The 18,500-nt window shown below is 64.6% G+C and carries 15 protein-coding genes; 11 read left to right on the plus strand and 4 right to left on the minus strand.

Annotated features, from left to right (window positions below; translation table 11 throughout):
* The first annotated feature begins 222 nt into the window (after positions 1–222).
* Positions 223–999, plus strand: coding sequence for a DUF1223 domain-containing protein (locus IVB40_RS00835; protein WP_247284924.1), 777 nt, complete (start codon positions 223–225; stop codon positions 997–999).
* 597 nt (positions 1,000–1,596) lie between these two features.
* Complete coding sequence (locus IVB40_RS00840; protein ID WP_027566393.1) at positions 1,597–1,965, plus strand: DUF2794 domain-containing protein; 369 nt, start codon at positions 1,597–1,599, stop codon at positions 1,963–1,965.
* A gap of 112 nt (positions 1,966–2,077) precedes the next feature.
* On the opposite strand, the gene IVB40_RS00845 is transcribed toward IVB40_RS00840, so the two are convergent.
* The 4 genes from IVB40_RS00845 to IVB40_RS00860 form a co-directional block, all read right to left on the minus strand.
* A complete protein-coding gene (locus IVB40_RS00845) occupies positions 2,078–2,608 on the minus strand; it encodes a GNAT family N-acetyltransferase (protein ID WP_247817855.1) in 531 nt (176 codons plus the stop codon).
* 223 nt (positions 2,609–2,831) lie between these two features.
* Positions 2,832–3,623 carry a Bax inhibitor-1/YccA family protein gene (locus IVB40_RS00850; RefSeq protein WP_007598855.1) on the minus strand — a complete coding sequence of 264 codons (792 nt, stop codon included), beginning with the start codon at positions 3,621–3,623 and terminating at the stop codon, positions 2,832–2,834.
* A 270-nt stretch (positions 3,624–3,893) separates the two neighbouring features.
* On the minus strand, positions 3,894–6,464 hold the full coding sequence (locus IVB40_RS00855) for an FtsX-like permease family protein (protein WP_247817856.1): 2,571 nt from the start codon (positions 6,462–6,464) through the stop codon (positions 3,894–3,896).
* Positions 6,461–7,183 carry an ABC transporter ATP-binding protein gene (locus IVB40_RS00860; protein ID WP_027566396.1) on the minus strand — a complete coding sequence of 241 codons (723 nt, stop codon included), beginning with the start codon at positions 7,181–7,183 and terminating at the stop codon, positions 6,461–6,463. The genes IVB40_RS00855 and IVB40_RS00860 overlap by 4 nt, the downstream gene beginning before the upstream one ends.
* A gap of 55 nt (positions 7,184–7,238) precedes the next feature.
* Here IVB40_RS00860 and IVB40_RS00865 point away from each other — a divergent pair, with 55 nt between their 5' ends.
* The 9 genes from IVB40_RS00865 (at position 7,239) to odhB (ending at position 18,495) form a co-directional block, all read left to right on the plus strand.
* Positions 7,239–7,886 carry an arylesterase gene (locus tag IVB40_RS00865; protein ID WP_247817857.1) on the plus strand — a complete coding sequence of 216 codons (648 nt, stop codon included), beginning with the start codon at positions 7,239–7,241 and terminating at the stop codon, positions 7,884–7,886.
* 174 nt (positions 7,887–8,060) lie between these two features.
* Entirely contained in the window at positions 8,061–8,597 is a 537-nt protein-coding gene (thpR, locus tag IVB40_RS00870; RefSeq protein ID WP_007598862.1) for an RNA 2',3'-cyclic phosphodiesterase, read from the plus strand.
* A gap of 207 nt (positions 8,598–8,804) precedes the next feature.
* Positions 8,805–9,989 carry a cell division protein ZapE gene (gene zapE / locus IVB40_RS00875; RefSeq protein WP_247817858.1) on the plus strand — a complete coding sequence of 395 codons (1,185 nt, stop codon included), beginning with the start codon at positions 8,805–8,807 and terminating at the stop codon, positions 9,987–9,989.
* Between the two features lie 202 nt (positions 9,990–10,191).
* Positions 10,192–11,160 (plus strand): malate dehydrogenase, encoded by a 969-nt coding sequence (gene mdh / locus IVB40_RS00880; protein ID WP_007598869.1) that lies wholly within the window; start codon positions 10,192–10,194, stop codon positions 11,158–11,160.
* 218 nt (positions 11,161–11,378) lie between these two features.
* Complete coding sequence (gene sucC, locus IVB40_RS00885; RefSeq protein ID WP_027566399.1) at positions 11,379–12,575, plus strand: ADP-forming succinate--CoA ligase subunit beta; 1,197 nt, start codon at positions 11,379–11,381, stop codon at positions 12,573–12,575.
* Between the two features lie 4 nt (positions 12,576–12,579).
* Positions 12,580–13,059 (plus strand): DUF1579 family protein, encoded by a 480-nt coding sequence (locus tag IVB40_RS00890; RefSeq protein WP_247817859.1) that lies wholly within the window; start codon positions 12,580–12,582, stop codon positions 13,057–13,059.
* A gap of 34 nt (positions 13,060–13,093) precedes the next feature.
* Positions 13,094–13,978 (plus strand): succinate--CoA ligase subunit alpha, encoded by an 885-nt coding sequence (gene sucD, locus IVB40_RS00895; RefSeq protein ID WP_027515000.1) that lies wholly within the window; start codon positions 13,094–13,096, stop codon positions 13,976–13,978.
* A 137-nt stretch (positions 13,979–14,115) separates the two neighbouring features.
* A complete protein-coding gene (locus IVB40_RS00900; protein ID WP_247817860.1) occupies positions 14,116–17,085 on the plus strand; it encodes a 2-oxoglutarate dehydrogenase E1 component in 2,970 nt (989 codons plus the stop codon).
* A 165-nt stretch (positions 17,086–17,250) separates the two neighbouring features.
* Positions 17,251–18,495, plus strand: coding sequence for a 2-oxoglutarate dehydrogenase complex dihydrolipoyllysine-residue succinyltransferase (gene odhB, locus IVB40_RS00905; protein WP_247817861.1), 1,245 nt, complete (start codon positions 17,251–17,253; stop codon positions 18,493–18,495).
* Positions 18,496–18,500: the final 5 nt, after the last annotated feature.

The following is an 18,500-nucleotide window of genomic DNA, read 5'->3' on the forward strand; positions in this document are numbered from 1 at the left end:
TGAACGGTGGCTCACTGCGAAGTGAGTAGTAGGTTACACGAAGGCGGCCTATCACAAGGCCGCCTTCACGCGTTTGCGGCAGGCTTCGGATGGCCCGCCCGGCGGAGAACCTCACGCCCTGGACGGCTGCTGTGGCGGACGAATGTGCGAGGCCCGTAAGACTACGGTGACCATCCGGGGGTAAGCTTTCCCTCTCTCGAGCAATGGTGTGCGGCGTTCGACATGACAACAATGACGGCTTCTCATCTGGTTTCACGCTGGTCCGGCGCCCTCTGGTCGGGTGCGCTTGGTCTCTGTGCGATCGTCGCCGTCATTCGTCCTGCCGAGGCTGATCCCCGCGCCGTTGTCGAATTGTTTACCTCGCAGGGCTGCTCGTCCTGCCCGCCGGCCGACAAGATCATCGGCGACCTCGCCCGCGATCCCTCGATCATCGCGCTGAGCATGCCGATCGACTATTGGGACTATCTCGGCTGGAAGGACACATTGGCCGATTCGCGCTTCTCTGCACGGCAGCGTGCCTATTCGCGCATGCGCGGGGACCGCGAAGTCTACACGCCGCAGGTCGTGGTCAACGGCTCCACGCATGTCGTCGGCAGCGATCGCACTGGCATCGAAAGCGCGATCGGCAAAACCGACGCCGGCACTGGTGTGATGAGCGTACCGGTGACGATGTCGCTCGCGGGCAAGCAGATCAACGTCTCGGTGGCCGCGAGCAAGGAGCCGACGGCGTCCCACGGCGAGGTCTGGATCTGCTCGATTGCGAAGTCGGTGCCGATCGCGATCAGCCGCGGTGAAAATCGCGGACAGCAGGTCATCTATCATAACGTGGTGCGCAACCTGCTCAAGGTCGGCGACTGGACCGGCCGTCCGGAAAGCTGGACGGTGCCGATCGAGAACCTCACGCGCGACGGCGTCGACGGTGCTGTGGTCTACGTCCAGGACGGCAGCCGGGAAAAGCCGGGCCCGATGCTGGGCGCGGCGTACACGTCGCTGCACTAACGCGCACACTTCGAATTTTCCGATTCAAGCACAGTCTCAATCCTCATGGTGAGGAGCGCGCTCTTGCGCGCGTCTCGAACCACGCAGGCCCTGCTGAGGCAGCTCGGCCTCGATCCTTCGAGACGCCGCTTCGCGGCTCCTCAGGATGAGGGGAGGGAGTGTTCTCGCTGATGAGGAAGAGATCCGTCGAGGCGGAAACATCCCGACACAAACAAAACCGGCCCAAACAAAAAAGGACCAACTCGCGTTGGCCCTCCTTGTCGTGCGAACAGACCCGATCCTGACGGCCCCGGGGGGCTGGGGGCTGAGGAATCCGGAACCGAAAGGACCGGGTCAACGCACACAGGTCTTTTCGCAATGCAGGGCGGCAGTCGCTTGGCGGAAAAGCGGCGACACTATGATTCCTGCTAACGATCCCGTGACGGTTTGCCGCGACAGAGTTCCACCGCTGCGTGTGGGCGGTTTGCTCCGGTCCAACGTCCTTACAGGGCCCCTTGCAGTGGGGAACAGTTGGCGCGATCATGCAACTGTCATGATCCGCGGTTCCGGGGACGGTCTTCGCGGACGCGGTCATGCTGATACGACAGGAGGCAGCCTATGAGTCTGTCGGAGGATGCTGATCCGAGCGAACAGCGCGCGGCGGCGCGCCCCGCCGCTTCGAATGCGCAACCGAGCCGCGTAACGTTCAACCGGCTCGAGCTGCACCGTATTCTCAATCTCTACGGCCGGATGGTCGCCGACGGCGAGTGGCGCGACTACGCCATCGACTTCCTCAAAGATCGCGCCGTGTTCTCGGTCTTTCGCCGCGCTTCGGAAGTGCCGATCTATCGCATCGAGAAGGATCCGCGCCTCGCGCGCAAGCAGGGCATGTACAGCGTGATCTCGGCGACGGGCCTGATCCTGCGCCGCGGCCACGAGCTGGAGCGCGTGCTCCTGGTGATCGATCGCAAGCTGGCGGTGGTGTAGCGGCGCGCTCGGTGCTGTAGGGTGGGCAAAGGCGCATCGCGCCGTGCCCACCATCTTTCGTCAAACGCGTTGGTGATGGTGGGCACGCTTCGCTTTGCCCACCCAACGAGACCTATTTTGTCGGCACGCTCTTCGCGCCCTCGCCAAGATCTCGCTGCATCATCACCGTGTCCAGCCAGCGGCCGAATTTGAGCCCGACGCTGGGATGCGTGCCGATCATCCTGAAGCCGCCCTTGGTGTGCACGCCGATCGAGCCGGCATTGGCGGAATCGCCGATCACGGCGATCATCTGGCGGAAGCCGCGCGCCTCGCATTCGACGATCAGCCGCTCCAGCAGGAGCGCTCCGATGCCGCGGCGGTGAAAGGACGGATCGAGATAGATCGAGTTCTCGACCGTGAAGCGGTAGGCCGGCCGTGGCCGGTAGGCGCCGGCATAGGCGTAGCCGGCGACGCGCCCGTCGAGGATGGCGACGAAATAGGGATAGCCGCCGTCGATCAGCGTGCGGCAGCGGCGCGTCATCTCGGCGAGGTCGGGCGGCTCCAGCTCGAACGTCGCGGTGCCCTCGCGGACAGCCTGCTGGTAGATGGCGGTGATGGCGGGAAGGTCGGCCTCAGTGGTGGGCCTGATATCGGGTGCGGACATGCCGCAAGATTAGAGCCTTCCCGGGACGACTGGAAGAGGCAACGGCCTCCCCACGCCGCCATTGCGAGCGGAACGAATCAATCCAGAAATGCGTCCGTGGAGGGACTCTGGATTGCTTCGTCGCAAGAGCTCCTCGCAATGACGGTGGTTGAGGGAACATCACGCCCAAACAAAAACCCCGGCCTTTCGGCCGGGGCTGGTGTCGTTCGCTCTGGTCTGACGCTTAGTCGCGCTGGCCGAGGAGCTGCAGGAGCAGCGTGAACAGGTTGATGAAGTTCAGGTACAGCGACAGCGCGCCGGTGATGGCCGCACGCTCTGCGATGTCACCGCCGGCCGAGGCGTAGCCGTAGATGTAGTCGTTCTTCAGCCGCTGGGTATCCCAGGCGGTGAGGCCCGCGAACACCAGCACGCCGACCACCGACACGACGAACTGCAGCACCGAGCTCGCCAGGAACAGGTTCACCAGGCTCGCGATGACGATGCCGATCAGGCCCATGAACAGGAACGAACCCATTCCGCTCATGTCACGTTTGGTGGTGTAGCCGTAGAGGCTGAGCGCGCCGAAGGTCGCCGCGGTGATGAAGAACACCCGCACGATCGAGGTGTGGGTGAACACCAGGAAGATCGAGGACAGCGAGACGCCCATCAGCGCCGCGAACACCCAGAACAGGATCTGGGCGGTCGAGGGAGCGAGACGGTTGATGCCCGCCGAGATCACGAACACCATGGCGAGCGGCGCGAGCATGAACAGCCACTTCAGGGGGCTGACGAACATCGCGTAGCCGAACGGCGTCAGGAACAGCTTGCCGACGCGGACGGCTTCCGGGGTCGGAACATCCGTCACGGCGGCCATGTAGACGCCGAGCGCGGCCAAGCCGGTGATGGCCAGGCCGATGCTCATGTAGTTGTAGATGCGCAGCATGTAGGCGCGCAGGCCGGCATCGACCGTCGCGGCGTCAACACGCCCGGCGGCCCTGCCGAAAGGAGAAGCGTAATTGCGGTCTAGGTCCGACATGGTCGAATTCCCGTTGGTTGGTCCGGTCCGGCATGAGGGTCGCCACGCCGCCGGTTCGTCAAATTCTATCTCGGATACCGATGTCTGCCGACTAAATTTTGGCTAACAATCGGGGCTCCGAACCCATTCGATATGTGGGAAACTAACACATCCGCTGCAACCGTCCACGCGCGGCTGAATGTCGCCCTTCCCTGCAATCCAGACGAGCGGACGTGGTTAATCGCCGGAATCGTGCGATTTCGCTCCCGTGCCGCCGCCCGCTACCATTTGTCACAAATTCCGCAACACCGTGGCGGGCTTTTTGTTCAACGCCAGCAGCGTGCCGGCGAGACCCAGGCCGACCGTGACGACCAAGGCAGCCGCGACCACGCCGGCGGCGCTGCCGCCCTGCCAGACGAAGGTGAGGGTCATCAGTCGGGTTACGATCATCCAGGCCGCGACGCTGCCCGCGAAAACGCCGAACATTGCGGTGGCAAGCCCGATCAAGAGGTATTCGAGCGCATAGGCGCCGAGCAGCCGCAGCCGGGTCGCGCCGAGGGTCTTGAGGATCACCGCATCGTAGACCCGGTGGCGGTGGCCGGCGGCGAGCGCGCCGCCCAACACCAGGATCGCCGAGATCAGGGTCACCGCGCTGGCGCCGCGGATCGCCAGCGCCAGGTTGGTCACGACCGAGCCGACCGTCTCCATCACCTCGCGCACGCGCACGCTCGTCACCATCGGATAGGCGTCAGCGACCTCCTTGATGATCTTGCCGTCGCCGGCCGCATCGCCGCCGGCTTCCGTCAGCGTCGCGATATGGGTGTGCGGCGCGCCCTTGAAGGCGTTTGGCGAGAACACCAGGACGAAATTGATGCCGAGGCCCTGCCAGTCGATGCTGCGCAGATTGCTGATCTTCGCGGGGATGTCGCGGCCGAGGATGTTGACCACGACCTCGTCGCCGAGCTTGAGGCCGAGTCCATCCGCGATCTTCTTCTCCATCGAAACCAGCGGCGGGCCGGCATAATCGGCGCTCCACCACTCGCCCTCGACCACCTTGGAGCCTTTCGGCAGCTCGGCGGTATAGGTCAGGCCACGGTCGCTCTGCAGCACCCACTCGGAATCGGTGCTGGGCTTGAGCTCTTCGGCGCGGACGCCACGGGCTCCCACGATGCGCCCGCGCAGCATCGGGACGTCATCGACCGTCGCGCCAGGAGCGATCTGGCGCAGATACGAGTCGAACTGCTCGGCCTGCGTGCTCGGAATGTCGATGAAGAAGAACGATGGCGCGTGCTCGGGCAGTGCGGCCAGGAACTGCCGGCGCAGATTGCCGTCGATCTGGGTGATGGTGACGAGCACGGCGAGCCCGAGGCCAAGCGACAGCACGACCGAGGGCGTCAACGCGCCCGGCCGGTGGATGTTGGCGATCGCAAGTCGCAGCATTGGCCAGCGCGTGCGCGGCAGCCGCCGCGCGATCGTCATCAGCAGCGCGGCAATGCCGCGCAGCAGCGCGAACACGACCACGGAGGAGGCCACGAACACGGCGGCGATGCGCTTGTCGAAGGACAGCCCGATCACGACCGCGATGAGCAGCGCGATCACGACGGCCATGAAGATGAGATAGCTCCAGCGTGGCCGATGCCATTCGGAGCTGATGGTGTCGCGGAACAGGGCGGCCACCGGCACGTCGTGCACCCGCCCGAGCGGCCACAGGCCGAAGGCAAGCGCCGTGAGCAGCCCGTAGACGAACGACAGCGCGAGCTCGTCGGCATGCACCGCCGGCACCACCGGCAGCGGCAGCAGCTTGCCGAACAGGCCGACGATCGCGAAAGGCATCGCGGCGCCGAGCGCGAGGCCGATCGCCGAGCCGATCGCGGCGAGCAGGAGCACCTGGGCGAGATAGATGCCGAACACGTCGCGCCCGGTGGCGCCGACGGCCTTGAAGGCCGCGATCACCTCGAGCTTGTGGTCGATATGGGCCTTGACGGCATTGGCGACACCGACGCCGCCGACCAGCAGCGCGGCGAGGCCGACCAGGGTCAGGAACTGCGTGAAGCGGTTGATGTTGCGCTCGAGTTGCGGCGAGGCATTGGAGCGGCTGCGGACCTCCCAGCCGGCCTGCGGCGCGGCGTTGCGGGCGTCCGCGATGAAGGCGTCGGTGGCGCGCTCGCTATTGGCGATCTCCGGCAGCTTCACACGATAGACCCAGCGCACCAGGCTGCCGGGCTGGACCAGCCCCGTGGCGCGCAGGCCCGCCTCGCTGATCAGGAAGCGCGGGCCGAAGCCGATGCCGCCGGCGAGCTTGTCGGGCTCGGCTTCGACGGCGCTGCGGATCTGGAACGTGGCAGCCCCGACGGTGACACGATCGCCGGTCTTGAGCGACAGCCGCGCCAGCAGTGTCGGATCGGCGGCCGCGCCGAACGCGCCGTCGCGCTCCGCGAGCAGGTCGGACATCGGCAGCGGCGGCGCCAGCGTCAACTGGCCGAGCATCGGATAGGTGTCGTCGACCGCCTTCATCTCGACCAGCGCCAGCTTGCCCTCGGCCGAGCGCGCCATGCCGCGCAGTGTGGCGGCGCTCGAGACGGTGCCGCGCGAACGCAGGAAGGCGACTTCCTCCGGCTTCGCCTCACGCTGAAACAGGACGAACGACACGTCGCCGCCGAGCAGCGTACGGCCCTCGCGGGCGAGGCCGTCGCTCAGGCTCGCCGAGACCGAGCCGACACCGGCGATCGCCATCACGCCGAGCGCGATGCAGGCAATGAAGACGTAGAAGCCGCGCAGGCCGCCGCGCAATTCGCGCAGCGCGTAGCGCAGCGACAGCGCGACGCCGTTGGGCTTCGCGAACGGTTCGGCAGCGGTGCTCATGCCGGCGCCGACTGCGTGTCGATGCGCCCGGAGCGCAGGCGGATCACGCGATCGCAGCGATGCGCGAGCGACGAATCATGCGTGACCAGCACCAGCGTCATGCCGCGCTCGGCATGCTTGCTGAACAGGAGGTCGACGATCTGTTGTCCCGTGGCTTCGTCGAGATTGCCGGTCGGCTCGTCGGCAACGAGGATCGCGGGATCGGGTGCCAGCGCGCGGGCCAGCGCGACGCGCTGCTGCTCGCCGCCGGAGAGCTGCGTCGGATAATGATGCAGACGGTCGCCGAGCCCGACCGATTGCAGCTCCTGCGCCGCGCGCGTTGCGGCGTCGGGATTGCCCGCAAGCTCGAGCGGCACGGCGACGTTCTCCAGCGCGGTCATCGTCGGGATCAGGTGGAAGGACTGGAAGACGATGCCGACCTGGCGGCCGCGGAAGCGGGCCAGCGCGTCCTCGTCGAGGGCATTGAAAGGCGTGCCGCTGACCACCACCTCTCCGCTATCAGGACGCTCCAGCCCCGCCATCACCATCAGCAGCGTGGATTTGCCCGAGCCTGACGGGCCGATCAGGCCGATCGTCTCGCTCCGGCCCACGCGCAAGCTGATATCCTTGAGAATGTGAACGCGTGCCGCGCCCGTACCCAATGACAGATTGACGTTGGAGATGGCGATGGTGTCCGCCGAACTGTCGGCGAGCGAAGAGGAAGAGATGCGAGTGTCCATGGTCCGGTCATATGGCAACTCCGCACGCGCGGTCGAGAGGCGTTACGGATTGTTCATGCACATAGCCGTGTTGATGTTCGCTTTGATGACGGTCGCAAATCCGGCGTGGGCTCCGGCATGGGCCGAGGCGGCGAAGCCGATCAAGCTGGTGGTTCTCGGCGATTCCCTGAGCGCCGGCCTCGGCCTCCCGGCCCAGCAAGCGTTCCCCACAAAGCTTCAAAAAGCTTTGCAAGACAAAGGCATAGAGGTCGATATGACCAATGCCGGGGTCTCCGGCGACACCTCCTCCGGGGGCCGTGACCGGCTCGACTGGTCGGTCCCCGACGGAACCGACGGTGTGATCATCGAGCTCGGCGCCAACGATGCGTTGCGCGGCATCGATCCCGATTTGACACGCGCCGCGCTGACCGAGATCGTCCAGCGCCTCAAGGCGCGCAAGATCGCGGTGATGCTGTGCGGCATGCTGGCGCCGCCGAATTACGGCGCGGACTATGCCGCGCGCTTCAATTCGATTTATCCGGATCTGGCGAAAAAATTTGGCGTGCCGCTCTATCCGTTTTTTCTCGACGGTGTCGCGGCCGATGCCAAGCTCAACCAGGCCGACGGCATTCATCCGACCGCGGCCGGCGTCGACATCATCGTCAAGAATATCTTGCCCACGGTTGAGGCATTCATTGGCACGATAGCTGAGCAGCGGCGTTGAAAAGCAGGCAGCGCCGCCCGTAATTCCCAGGGTTTTACCGGGGTGAGGCGCGCGATGCTTCGCAGAGTCACACAACTGCGATAGAAATTAAGGTACCGGTGATTCGTCGCCGGCTCTAAAATTTGGACATGGTCTTTCCCAAAGGTCATGTCCAAGCATCGGGAGTGCGAAACGATGCCGCGTTTGTTCACTGGTCTGGAAATTCCGGCCGAGATTGGCCAGTCGCTTTCCAATTTGCGCGGCGGCCTTCCCGGCGCCCGCTGGATCGATCCCGAAAATTACCACGTCACCCTGCGCTTTATCGGCAATATCGACGGCATGTCCGCCAACGAAATCGCCTCGATGCTGTTTCGCGTCGATCGCAAGCCGTTCGAGGTGAAGGTGCAGGGTTTGCAGAGTTTCGGCGGACGCAAGCCGCGCGCGGTGGTCGCCACCATCGTGCCGAGCAAGCCGCTGATGGAATTGCAGGCCGAGCTCGAGCGCCTGATGCAACGGATCGGCCTCGACCCGGAAGGCCGCAAGTTCATCCCGCATGTCACGCTGGCCCGGCTGCACGACGCCACCGACCGGGATGTCGCCGATTATCTCTCGCTGCGCGGCTATTTTCCCAGCAAGGCGTTCACGGCCGAACGTTTTGTTTTGTTCTCGTCCCGCGCCTCAACCGGGGGCGGCCCGTATGTGGTCGAGGACGCGTACGAGCTATGTGAGTAGCGAAGCTCTCGTGCCCCGGACGCTGCGCAGCGCGAAGCGGTGCGCTGCAGAGCAGAGGCCCATCGCTCCACGATCGATGTACCAAATGGTGGGTCCCGGCTCTGCGCAGTAGCGTTGCACGCTGTAGCGCGTCCGGGACACCGAACGCATAGCGCCCCGCCCCAATTCACGGCTTGCAATTTCCGCTCATCTCTGGCGGTAAAGAGCATGCTCTCGACCCCCAGTTCCTCATTTCGCGAGGCCTATCAGGCCCAGATCGCGTCCGGCGCGATCGAGCCCGATGCTGCGCAGGCCGAAATTGCCGACGCCTATGCGGCGCTCGACCAGCGGCTCGCCGACTACAAGCCGGCGCGCAAGCAGGGCCTGCTCAGCCGCCTGTTCAGCAGCGACAAGGACGAGGCGCCCCACGGACTCTACGTCCATGGCGAGGTCGGTCGCGGCAAGACCATGCTGATGGATCTGTTCTTCCAGCACTCGACCGTCGAGCACAAGCGGCGCGCGCATTTCCACGAATTCATGGCCGAGGTGCACGAGCGCATCTACGATTTTCGCCAGGGCATCGCGCGCGGCGAGATCGCTGACGGCGACGTCATCGCGCTGACCGCGCATGCGATCTTCGAGGAGAGCTGGCTGCTTTGTTTCGACGAATTCCACGTCACCGACATTGCGGACGCGATGATCCTCGGCCGCCTGTTCGCAAAGCTGCTGGAGCTCGGCACCGTGGTGGTCGCGACCTCCAACGTCGCGCCTGACGACCTCTACAAGGGTGGTCTGAACCGTTCGCTGTTCCTGCCCTTCATCAGGCAGATCACCGATCACATGGACGTGCTGCGGCTCGACGCGCGCACCGACTTCCGGTTGGAAAAGCTTCAGGGCGTGCCGATGTGGCTGACGCCGGCAGACACTGAGGCGGACGCCGCGCTCGACCGTGCCTGGTCGAAGATGTCAGGCGGCGCCAAATGCAAGTCGCGGGATATTTCGATCAAGGGCCGCACCCTGCACGTGCCGCGCTCGGCCCACGGCGTGGCGCGCTTCGCGTTCGCCGATCTCTGCGAGAAGCCGCTCGGGGCGTCGGACTATCTCAGGCTGGCGCACGATTATCACACCATCCTGGTCGACCATATTCCAGTGATGGATTTCTCCCAGCGCAACGCCGCCAAGCGCTTCATCACGCTGATCGACACGCTCTATGACAATGCCGTGAAGCTGATGGCCTCGGCCGATGCCAACCCGATCTCGCTCTATCTTGCCAACGAGGGCAACGAGGCCAACGAGTTCAAGCGCACCGCCTCGCGCCTGATCGAAATGAGCTCGGAATCCTATCTGGCGCTGCCCCACGGCCGCAAGGATTCCACCGCCAGCGGCTCGACCAAAGGTTTGGTTGAGACGTAAAGGGCTTGGGCGGGACTTAAGTCCTATTTGCCAGCGCTGTCATTCCGGGCGCGACGCTTCCCAAGCCCCGGAATGACGAGGTTGCGCTCGAATACGCGGCAAGCCCGACAATTGGGCAAGCCGTGACTTGAACGGGGGAGGCGAAAGGGATAACCACCCGTCTCAGTTTTCCCCTCCTTACGTGTCTAAAGGACAGGCTCACATGGCGCGCGACAAGATTGCTTTGATTGGCTCCGGTCAGATCGGCGGAACGCTGGCTCATCTCATCGGCCTGAAAGAGCTGGGCGACGTGGTGATGTTCGACATCGCCGAGGGCGTGCCGCAGGGCAAGGCGCTCGACATCGCGCAGTCCTCGCCGGTCGACGGCTTTGACGCGCACTACACCGGCGCCAACTCCTACGAGGCGCTCGACAACGCAAAGGTCTGCATCGTCACCGCCGGCGTGCCGCGCAAGCCCGGCATGAGCCGCGACGACCTCCTCTCGATCAACCTCAAGGTCATGGAACAGGTCGGCGCCGGCATCAAGAAATACGCCCCCGACGCTTTCGTCATCTGCATCACCAACCCGCTCGACGCGATGGTCTGGGCGCTGCAGAAGGCTAGCGGCCTGCCGCACAAGAAGGTCGTCGGCATGGCCGGCGTGCTGGATTCGTCGCGCTTCCGCTACTTCCTGGCCGACGAGTTCAACGTTTCGGTCGAAGACGTCACCGCCTTCGTGCTGGGCGGCCATGGCGACACCATGGTGCCGCTGGTAAAATACTCCACCGTCGCCGGCATCCCGCTGCCCGATCTCGTCAAGATGGGCTGGACCTCCCAGGCGCGCCTCGACGAGATCGTCGACCGCACCCGCAACGGCGGCGCCGAGATCGTCAACCTGCTCAAGACCGGCTCGGCCTTCTACGCGCCGGCGGCTTCCGCGATCGCGATGGCCGAGAGCTATCTGCGTGACAAGAAGCGCGTGCTGGCCTCGGCCGCCTACCTGAACGGCGAATACGGCGTGAAGGACATGTATGTCGGCGTGCCCGTCGTGATCGGCTCCAAGGGTGTCGAGCGCGTCGTCGAGATCGAGCTCGTCGGCAAGGACCGCGAAGCCTTCGACAAGTCGGTCGGCGCGGTGCAGGGTCTGGTTGACGCCTGCAAGAAGATCGCACCCGACCTTCTGGGCCGCTAAGGTCAAAACATTCCGCCGAAGACCGAAGCCCGGTCTTCGGCGGTTTCATTTCCGGGGTTCCGCCAAACCTTGTTTAAGGTTGCGGCGGGTCCTGGTCCGCAAGTCCAGAGATCGATGTCAGAGAATCCGGGTTGCAGTTCCTGTGGTATATGGTATGCCAGCCACAAGACTGAGGTGGGCCTACGAGGTCACCGCCCGCGGGTTCAGGGAGCGACCATATGAATATCCATGAATATCAGGCCAAAGCGCTGCTGAACGAGTTCGGCGTCGCGATCTCCAAGGGCGTTCCGGTCCTGAAGGCGGCCGACGCGGACGCGGCGGCAAAGGCACTTCCGGGCCCGGTCTGGGTCGTGAAGAGCCAGATCCACGCCGGCGGCCGCGGCAAGGGCAAGTTCAAGGAAGCCTCGGCCGGCGACAAGGGCGGCGTCCGCATCGCCAAGTCGGCCGCGGAAGTTTCCGAATTCGCCAAGCAGATGCTCGGCGCAACGCTCGTCACCATCCAGACCGGACCCGCCGGCAAGCAGGTCAACCGCCTCTACATCGAGGACGGCTCCGACATCGACAAGGAATTCTACCTCTCGATCCTGGTCGACCGCGAGACCTCCCGCGTCTCCTTCGTGGTGTCGACCGAGGGCGGCGTCAACATCGAGGACGTCGCGCACAACACGCCTGAGAAGATCGTGACCTTCTCGATCGATCCCGCGACCGGCATCATGGGCCATCACGGCCGCACCGTCGCGAACGCGCTAAAACTCTCCGGCGATCTCGCCAAGCAGGCCGAGAAGCTCACCGCGCAGCTCTACGCGGCCTTTGTCGCCAAGGACATGTCGATGCTGGAGATCAACCCGCTGGTCGTGACCAAGCAGGGTCAGCTCCGCGTGCTCGACGCCAAGGTGTCGTTCGACGACAACGCCCTGTTCCGTCACCCCGAGGTGCTCGCGCTGCGCGACGAGACCGAGGAGGACGCCAAGGAAATCGAGGCGTCGAAATACGACCTCAACTACGTCACCCTCGACGGCAATATCGGCTGCATGGTCAACGGCGCCGGCCTCGCGATGGCGACGATGGACATCATCAAGCTCTACGGCATGGCGCCGGCGAACTTCCTCGACGTCGGCGGCAGCGCCAGCAAGGAAAAGGTCGCGGCCGCCTTCAAGATCATCACCGCGGATCCCAACGTGAAGGGCATTCTGGTCAACATCTTCGGTGGCATCATGAAGTGCGACGTGATCGCCGAGGGCGTCACCGCCGCCGTGCGCGAGGTCGGCCTCAGCGTGCCTCTGGTGGTTCGCCTCGAAGGCACCAATGTCGAGCTGGGCAAGAAGATCATCCGTGAATCCGGCCTGAACGTGGTGCCGGCCGACAATCTCGACGACGCCGCGCAGAAGATCGTGAAGGCCGTCAAGGGAGGCTGAGGCCATGACCCAGGACCATCTCGCTGCATCATCCCCGCTGCCGGAGCACGCGCGTCTTGCCGCGTTCGCCGGTGAATGGAATGGCGAAGAGGTGGTCTTTCCGTCGCGGTGGACGGAGGGCGGGACGGCGACTTCTCGCGTCGTGGCCCACATGGATCTCAATGGCTTCTACCTGATCCAGGACTCGGTCCAGACCCGCGAGGGCAAGCAGAGCTTCGCCACCCACGGCATCTTCACCTTCGACCGCGAAGACCGGACCTACAAATTGTTCTGGTACGATTCGCTCGGCTACACGCCGCCCTCGCCCGCCTCCGGCGGGTGGGTCGGCAAGACCCTGACGCTGGTGCGCGGCTCGCTCCGCGGCAATGCGCGCCACGTCTATGAAATCATCGACGACGATTCCTATTCGTTGAAGATCCAGTTCTCGCCGGACGCGGAAGGCTGGGCCGACGTGCTCACCGGCGTCTACCGCCGCATCCACTGACCTCTCACTCGTTAGTTTCGCGAAAGCAGACCTCATGTCCATCCTGATCGACAAGAACACCAAGGTCATCTGCCAGGGCTTTACCGGCAAGAACGGCACCTTCCATTCGGAGGCCGCGATTGCCTATGGCACCAAGATGGTCGGCGGCACCTCGCCCGGCAAAGGCGGCGCGACGCATCTGGGCCTGCCGGTGTTCGACACCGTGCGCGAGGCGCGTGAGAAGACCGGCGCCGATGCATCGGTGATCTACGTGCCGCCGCCGGGCGCGGCCGATGCGATTTGCGAAGCCATCGACGCCGAGATCCCGCTGATCGTCTGCATCACCGAAGGTATCCCGGTCATCGACATGGTCAGGGTGAAGCGTTCGCTGGCCGGCTCCAAGTCGCGCCTGATCGGGCCGAACTGCCCAGGTGTCATGACCGCCGGCGAGTGCAAGATCGGCATCATGCCGGCCAACATTTTCAAGACCGGCAGCGTCGGCATCGTCTCGCGCTCCGGCACCCTGACCTACGAAGCCGTGTTCCAGACCACCCAGGAAGGCCTCGGCCAAACCACGGCGGTCGGCATTGGCGGCGACCCGGTCAAGGGAACCGAGTTCATCGACGTGCTGGAAATGCTGCTCGGCGATCCCAAGACCGAGTCGATCATCATGATCGGCGAGATCGGCGGTTCCGCCGAGGAGGACGCCGCCCAGTTCCTTAAGGACGAGGCCAAGCGCGGCCGCAAGAAGCCGATGGTCGGTTTCATTGCCGGTGTCACGGCCCCTCCCGGCCGCCGCATGGGCCACGCCGGCGCGATCATTTCGGGCGGCAAGGGTGACGCTGGTTCCAAGACCGACGCGATGAAATCGGCTGGAATTACAGTGTCGCCGTCTCCCGCTCGTCTTGGCCACACGCTTGCCGAAAAATTGAAGGGCTGATTCACATCTTCGTAATTTTCCGGGCGAAGTTTCGCAGCAAATAGGGTAAATGGTGCCTGTCGCGCTGGTCCTCTGCCGGGGAGCCCAGCGCCAGCGCCGTTTGTTATGCGCGAACCGAAATCGCCAGGAACTCAAGCATGTCTCGCCAAGACGCGAACGCAGCCTTTGCCCTCTCCTCCTTTTTGCAGGGCACCAACGCCACCTACATCGACGAAATCTACGCCCGCTACGAGAAGGACCCGTCCTCGGTGGATGCCGAGTGGCAGGACTTCTTCAAGAGCCTCAACGACCAGCCGGGTGACATCAGCAAGAACGCCCAAGGCCCGTCCTGGGAGCGCGCCAACTGGCCGCTGACCCCGCAGGACGATCTGACCTCCGCGCTCGACGGCAATTGGGCGGAAGTCGAGAAGACGGTCGGCGCCAAGATCGCGGCCAAGGCGCAGGCCAGGGGTGGCGACAAGGCCGGCGGCCTTTCCTCCGCCGACCTGCTCCAGGCCACCCGCGACTCGGTCCGCGCGCTGATGCTGATCCGCTCCTACCGCATGCGCGGCCACTTCCACGCCAAGCTCGATCCGCTCGGCATCGAAGCCCAGCGCAATCGCGAAGAGCTCGACCCGCGGACCTACGGCTTCAGCGAAGCCGATTTCGACCGCAAGATCTTCCTCGACCATGTGCTCGGTCTCGAATACGCCAGCTTGCGCGAAATCACCGCGATCTGCGAGCGCACCTACTGCCAGACGCTCGGCGTCGAGTTCATGCATATTACGAACGCGGCGCAGAAGGCGTGGATCCAGGAGCGCATCGAGGGGCCGGACAAGGAAATCTCCTTCACCCGCGAAGGCCGCCGCGCCATCCTGATGAAGCTGGTCGAAGCCGAAGGCTTCGAGAAGTTCTGCGACACCAAGTTCACCGGCACCAAGCGCTTCGGCTTGGACGGTGCCGAATCGCTGATCCCCGCGCTCGAGCAGATCATCAAGCGCGGCGGCAATCTCGGCGTGAAGGAGGTCGTGCTGGGCATGCCGCATCGCGGCCGCCTCAACGTGCTGACCCAGGTGATGGGCAAGCCGCATCGCGCGCTGTTCCACGAGTTCAAGGGCGGTTCGGCCAATCCTGATGCGGTCGAAGGCTCGGGCGACGTCAAATATCACCTCGGTGCGTCCTCGGACCGCGAGTTCGACGGCAACCGCATCCATCTGTCGCTGACCGCCAACCCCTCGCATCTCGAGATCGTCGATCCCGTCGTGCTCGGCAAAGTCCGCGCCAAGCAGGACCAGCACGGCGATCCGCCGGATATGCGCATCTCGGTGATGCCGCTGTTAATGCATGGCGACGCAGCGTTCGCGGGCCAAGGCGTGGTCGCGGAATGCTTCGGCCTGTCGGACCTGAAGGGCTACCGCACCGGCGGCTCCGTGCACTTCATCGTCAACAACCAGATCGGCTTCACCACCTATCCGCGTTATTCCCGTTCGTCGCCTTACCCGTCCGACGTGGCGAAGATGATCGACGCGCCGATCTTCCACGTCAACGGCGACGATCCGGAAGCCGTCGTGTTCGCGGCCAAGGTCGCGACCGAGTTCCGGCAGAAATTCCACAAGCCCGTCGTCATCGACATGTTCTGCTACCGCAGGCATGGCCATAACGAGGGCGACGAGCCGGCTTTCACCCAGCCGGTGATGTACAAGAAGATCGCAGCCCATCCCTCGACGCTCGAGCTCTACGCCCGCCGTCTCATCAGCGAAGGCGTGCTGACCGAGGGCGAGGTCGAGAAAGCCAAGGCGGACTGGCGCGCGCGGCTCGATGCCGAGCTCGAAGCCGGCTCCGGCTACAAGCCCAACAAGGCCGACTGGCTCGACGGCAAATGGGCCGGCTTCAAGATCGCCGATCAGGAAGAAGACGCGCGGCGTGGCGTCACCGGCGTCGACATCACCGCACTGAAGGACATCGGTCGCAAGATCACCAAGGTGCCGGATGGTTTCCGCGTCCACCGCACCATCCAGCGCTTCCTCGAAAACCGCGCCAAGGCGATCGACGGCGGCACGGGCATCGACTGGGCGACCGGCGAGGCGCTGGCGTTCTGCACGCTGCTCAACGAGAACCACCATGTCCGCCTGTCCGGACAGGATTCGGAGCGCGGCACCTTCTCGCAGCGCCACTCGGTCCTGATCGACCAGGAAGATGAGAGCCGCTACACGCCGTTCAACCATCTCGGACACGAGCAGGGCCATTACGAGGTCATCAACTCGCTGCTGTCGGAAGAAGCCGTGCTCGGCTTCGAATACGGCTATTCGCTCGCCGAGCCGAACACGTTGACCCTGTGGGAAGCGCAGTTCGGCGACTTCGCCAACGGCGCGCAGGTCGTGTTCGACCAGTTCATCTCCTCGGGTGAGCGCAAATGGCTGCGCATGTCCGGCCTCGTCTGCCTCCTGCCGCATGGCTATGAAGGCCAGGGGCCGGAGCACTCCTCGGCGCGTCTGGAGCGTTATCTCCAGATGTGCGCGGAAGACAACATGCAGGTGGTCTATCCGACCACGCCGGCGAACTACTTCCACGTGCTGCGCCGGCAGCTCCACCGCGAGATCCGCAAGCCGCTGATCGTGATGACGCCGAAGTCGCTGCTGCGTCACAAGCGGGCGGTGTCGCGCCTCGAGGAGCTCGCGAAGGGAACGACCTTCCACCGCATCCTCTATGACGACGCCCAGATGCTGCCGAGCGAAGCGATCAAGCTCGTCCCCGACGAGAAGATCCGCCGCATCGTGCTCTGCTCGGGCAAGGTCTATTACGACCTCTACGAGGAGCGCGAGAAGCGCGGGATGGACGACATCTATCTGATGCGCGTCGAGCAGCTCTATCCGGTGCCGCTGAAGGCGCTGGTGGCCGAGCTGTCGCGCTTCAAGAAGGCCGAAGTGGTGTGGTGCCAGGAAGAGCCCCGCAACATGGGTGCCTGGCACTTCATCGAGCCCTATCTGGAATGGGTGCTGAACCAGGTGAACGGTGCGAGCCGGCGTCCGCGTTATGTCGGCCGCGCCGCCTCCGCCGCGACCGCGACCGGTCTGATGTCGAAGCATCAGGCCCAGTTGAAGGCGTTCCTGGACGAAGCATTGAGCTGAGAAGTTTTTTAGGACGCTGTCATCGCCCGCGAAGGCGGGCGATCCAGTACGTCGTGACGGCCGTGATGACCACGAACGCCGCGGAGTACTGGATGCCCCGCCTTCGCGGGGCATGACACCTGTGAAATTCCCGACCGCATTGGCGATCTCCTTAAGGAAAAAACCATGACTGAAATTCGTGTGCCGACCCTCGGCGAATCCGTCACCGAGGCCACCATCGGCCGCTGGTTCAAGAAGGCCGGCGATCCCGTCGCCGTCGACGAGCCTCTGGTGGAGCTCGAGACCGACAAGGTGACCATCGAAGTCCCGGCGCCCTCCGCCGGCACGCTGAGCGAGATCATCGCCGCCGACGGCGCCACCGTCGCGGTCGGCGCGCTGCTTGGCCAGATTACCGAAGGTGCCGCCGGCGCTGCCAAGCCGGCGCCCGCTGCGTCTGCAAAGCCCGCGGCTGCCGCTCCTGCTGCCGCCGCTGCGGCTGCTCCCGCTGCGGCGAAGGCGCCGCCGGCGGATGCGCCGCTCGCCCCGTCCGTGCGCAAGCTCTCGGCCGAGACCGGCATCGACGCCTCGACCGTTCCCGGCTCCGGCAAGGATGGCCGCGTCACCAAGGGCGACATGCTCGCCGCGATCGAGCGTGCGGCCTCGGCGCCGACCCCGGTCAACCAGCCGGCCGCAGCGGTTCAGGTCCGCGCACCCTCGCCGGCCGATGACGCCGCCCGCGAAGAGCGCGTCAAGATGACCCGGCTGCGCCAGACCATCGCGCGCCGCCTCAAGGACGTGCAGAACACCGCCGCCATGCTCACGACCTTCAACGAGGTCGACATGACCAACGTCATGGCGCTGCGCGCCCACTACAAGGATGCGTTCGAGAAGAAGCATGGATCGAAGCTCGGCTTCATGGGCTTCTTCACCAAGGCCGTCGTGCAGGGGCTGAAGGATATTCCGGCCGTCAACGCCGAGATCGATGGCACCGATCTGATCTACAAGAACTACTATCACATCGGCGTCGCCGTCGGCACCGACAAGGGCCTCGTCGTGCCCGTGGTGCGCGACTGCGACAACAAGTCGATCGCCGACATCGAAAAGGGCATCGCCGATTTCGGTCGCCGCGCCCGTGACGGCCAGCTCAAGATCGACGAGATGCAGGGCGGCACCTTCACCATCACCAACGGCGGCATCTACGGCTCGCTGATGTCGACCCCGATCCTCAACGCGCCGCAGTCCGGCATCCTCGGCATGCACAAGATCCAGGAGCGGCCGATGGTCGTCGGCGGCAAGATCGAGGTCCGCCCGATGATGTATCTGGCGCTGTCCTACGATCACCGCGTCATCGACGGCAAGGAAGCCGTGACCTTCCTGGTTCGCGTCAAGGAGAGCCTGGAAGATCCGGCGCGTCTGGTGCTCGATCTCTGATCCCT

This window comes from Bradyrhizobium sp. 40, assembly GCF_023100925.1.
Taxonomy (GTDB): domain Bacteria; phylum Pseudomonadota; class Alphaproteobacteria; order Rhizobiales; family Xanthobacteraceae; genus Bradyrhizobium.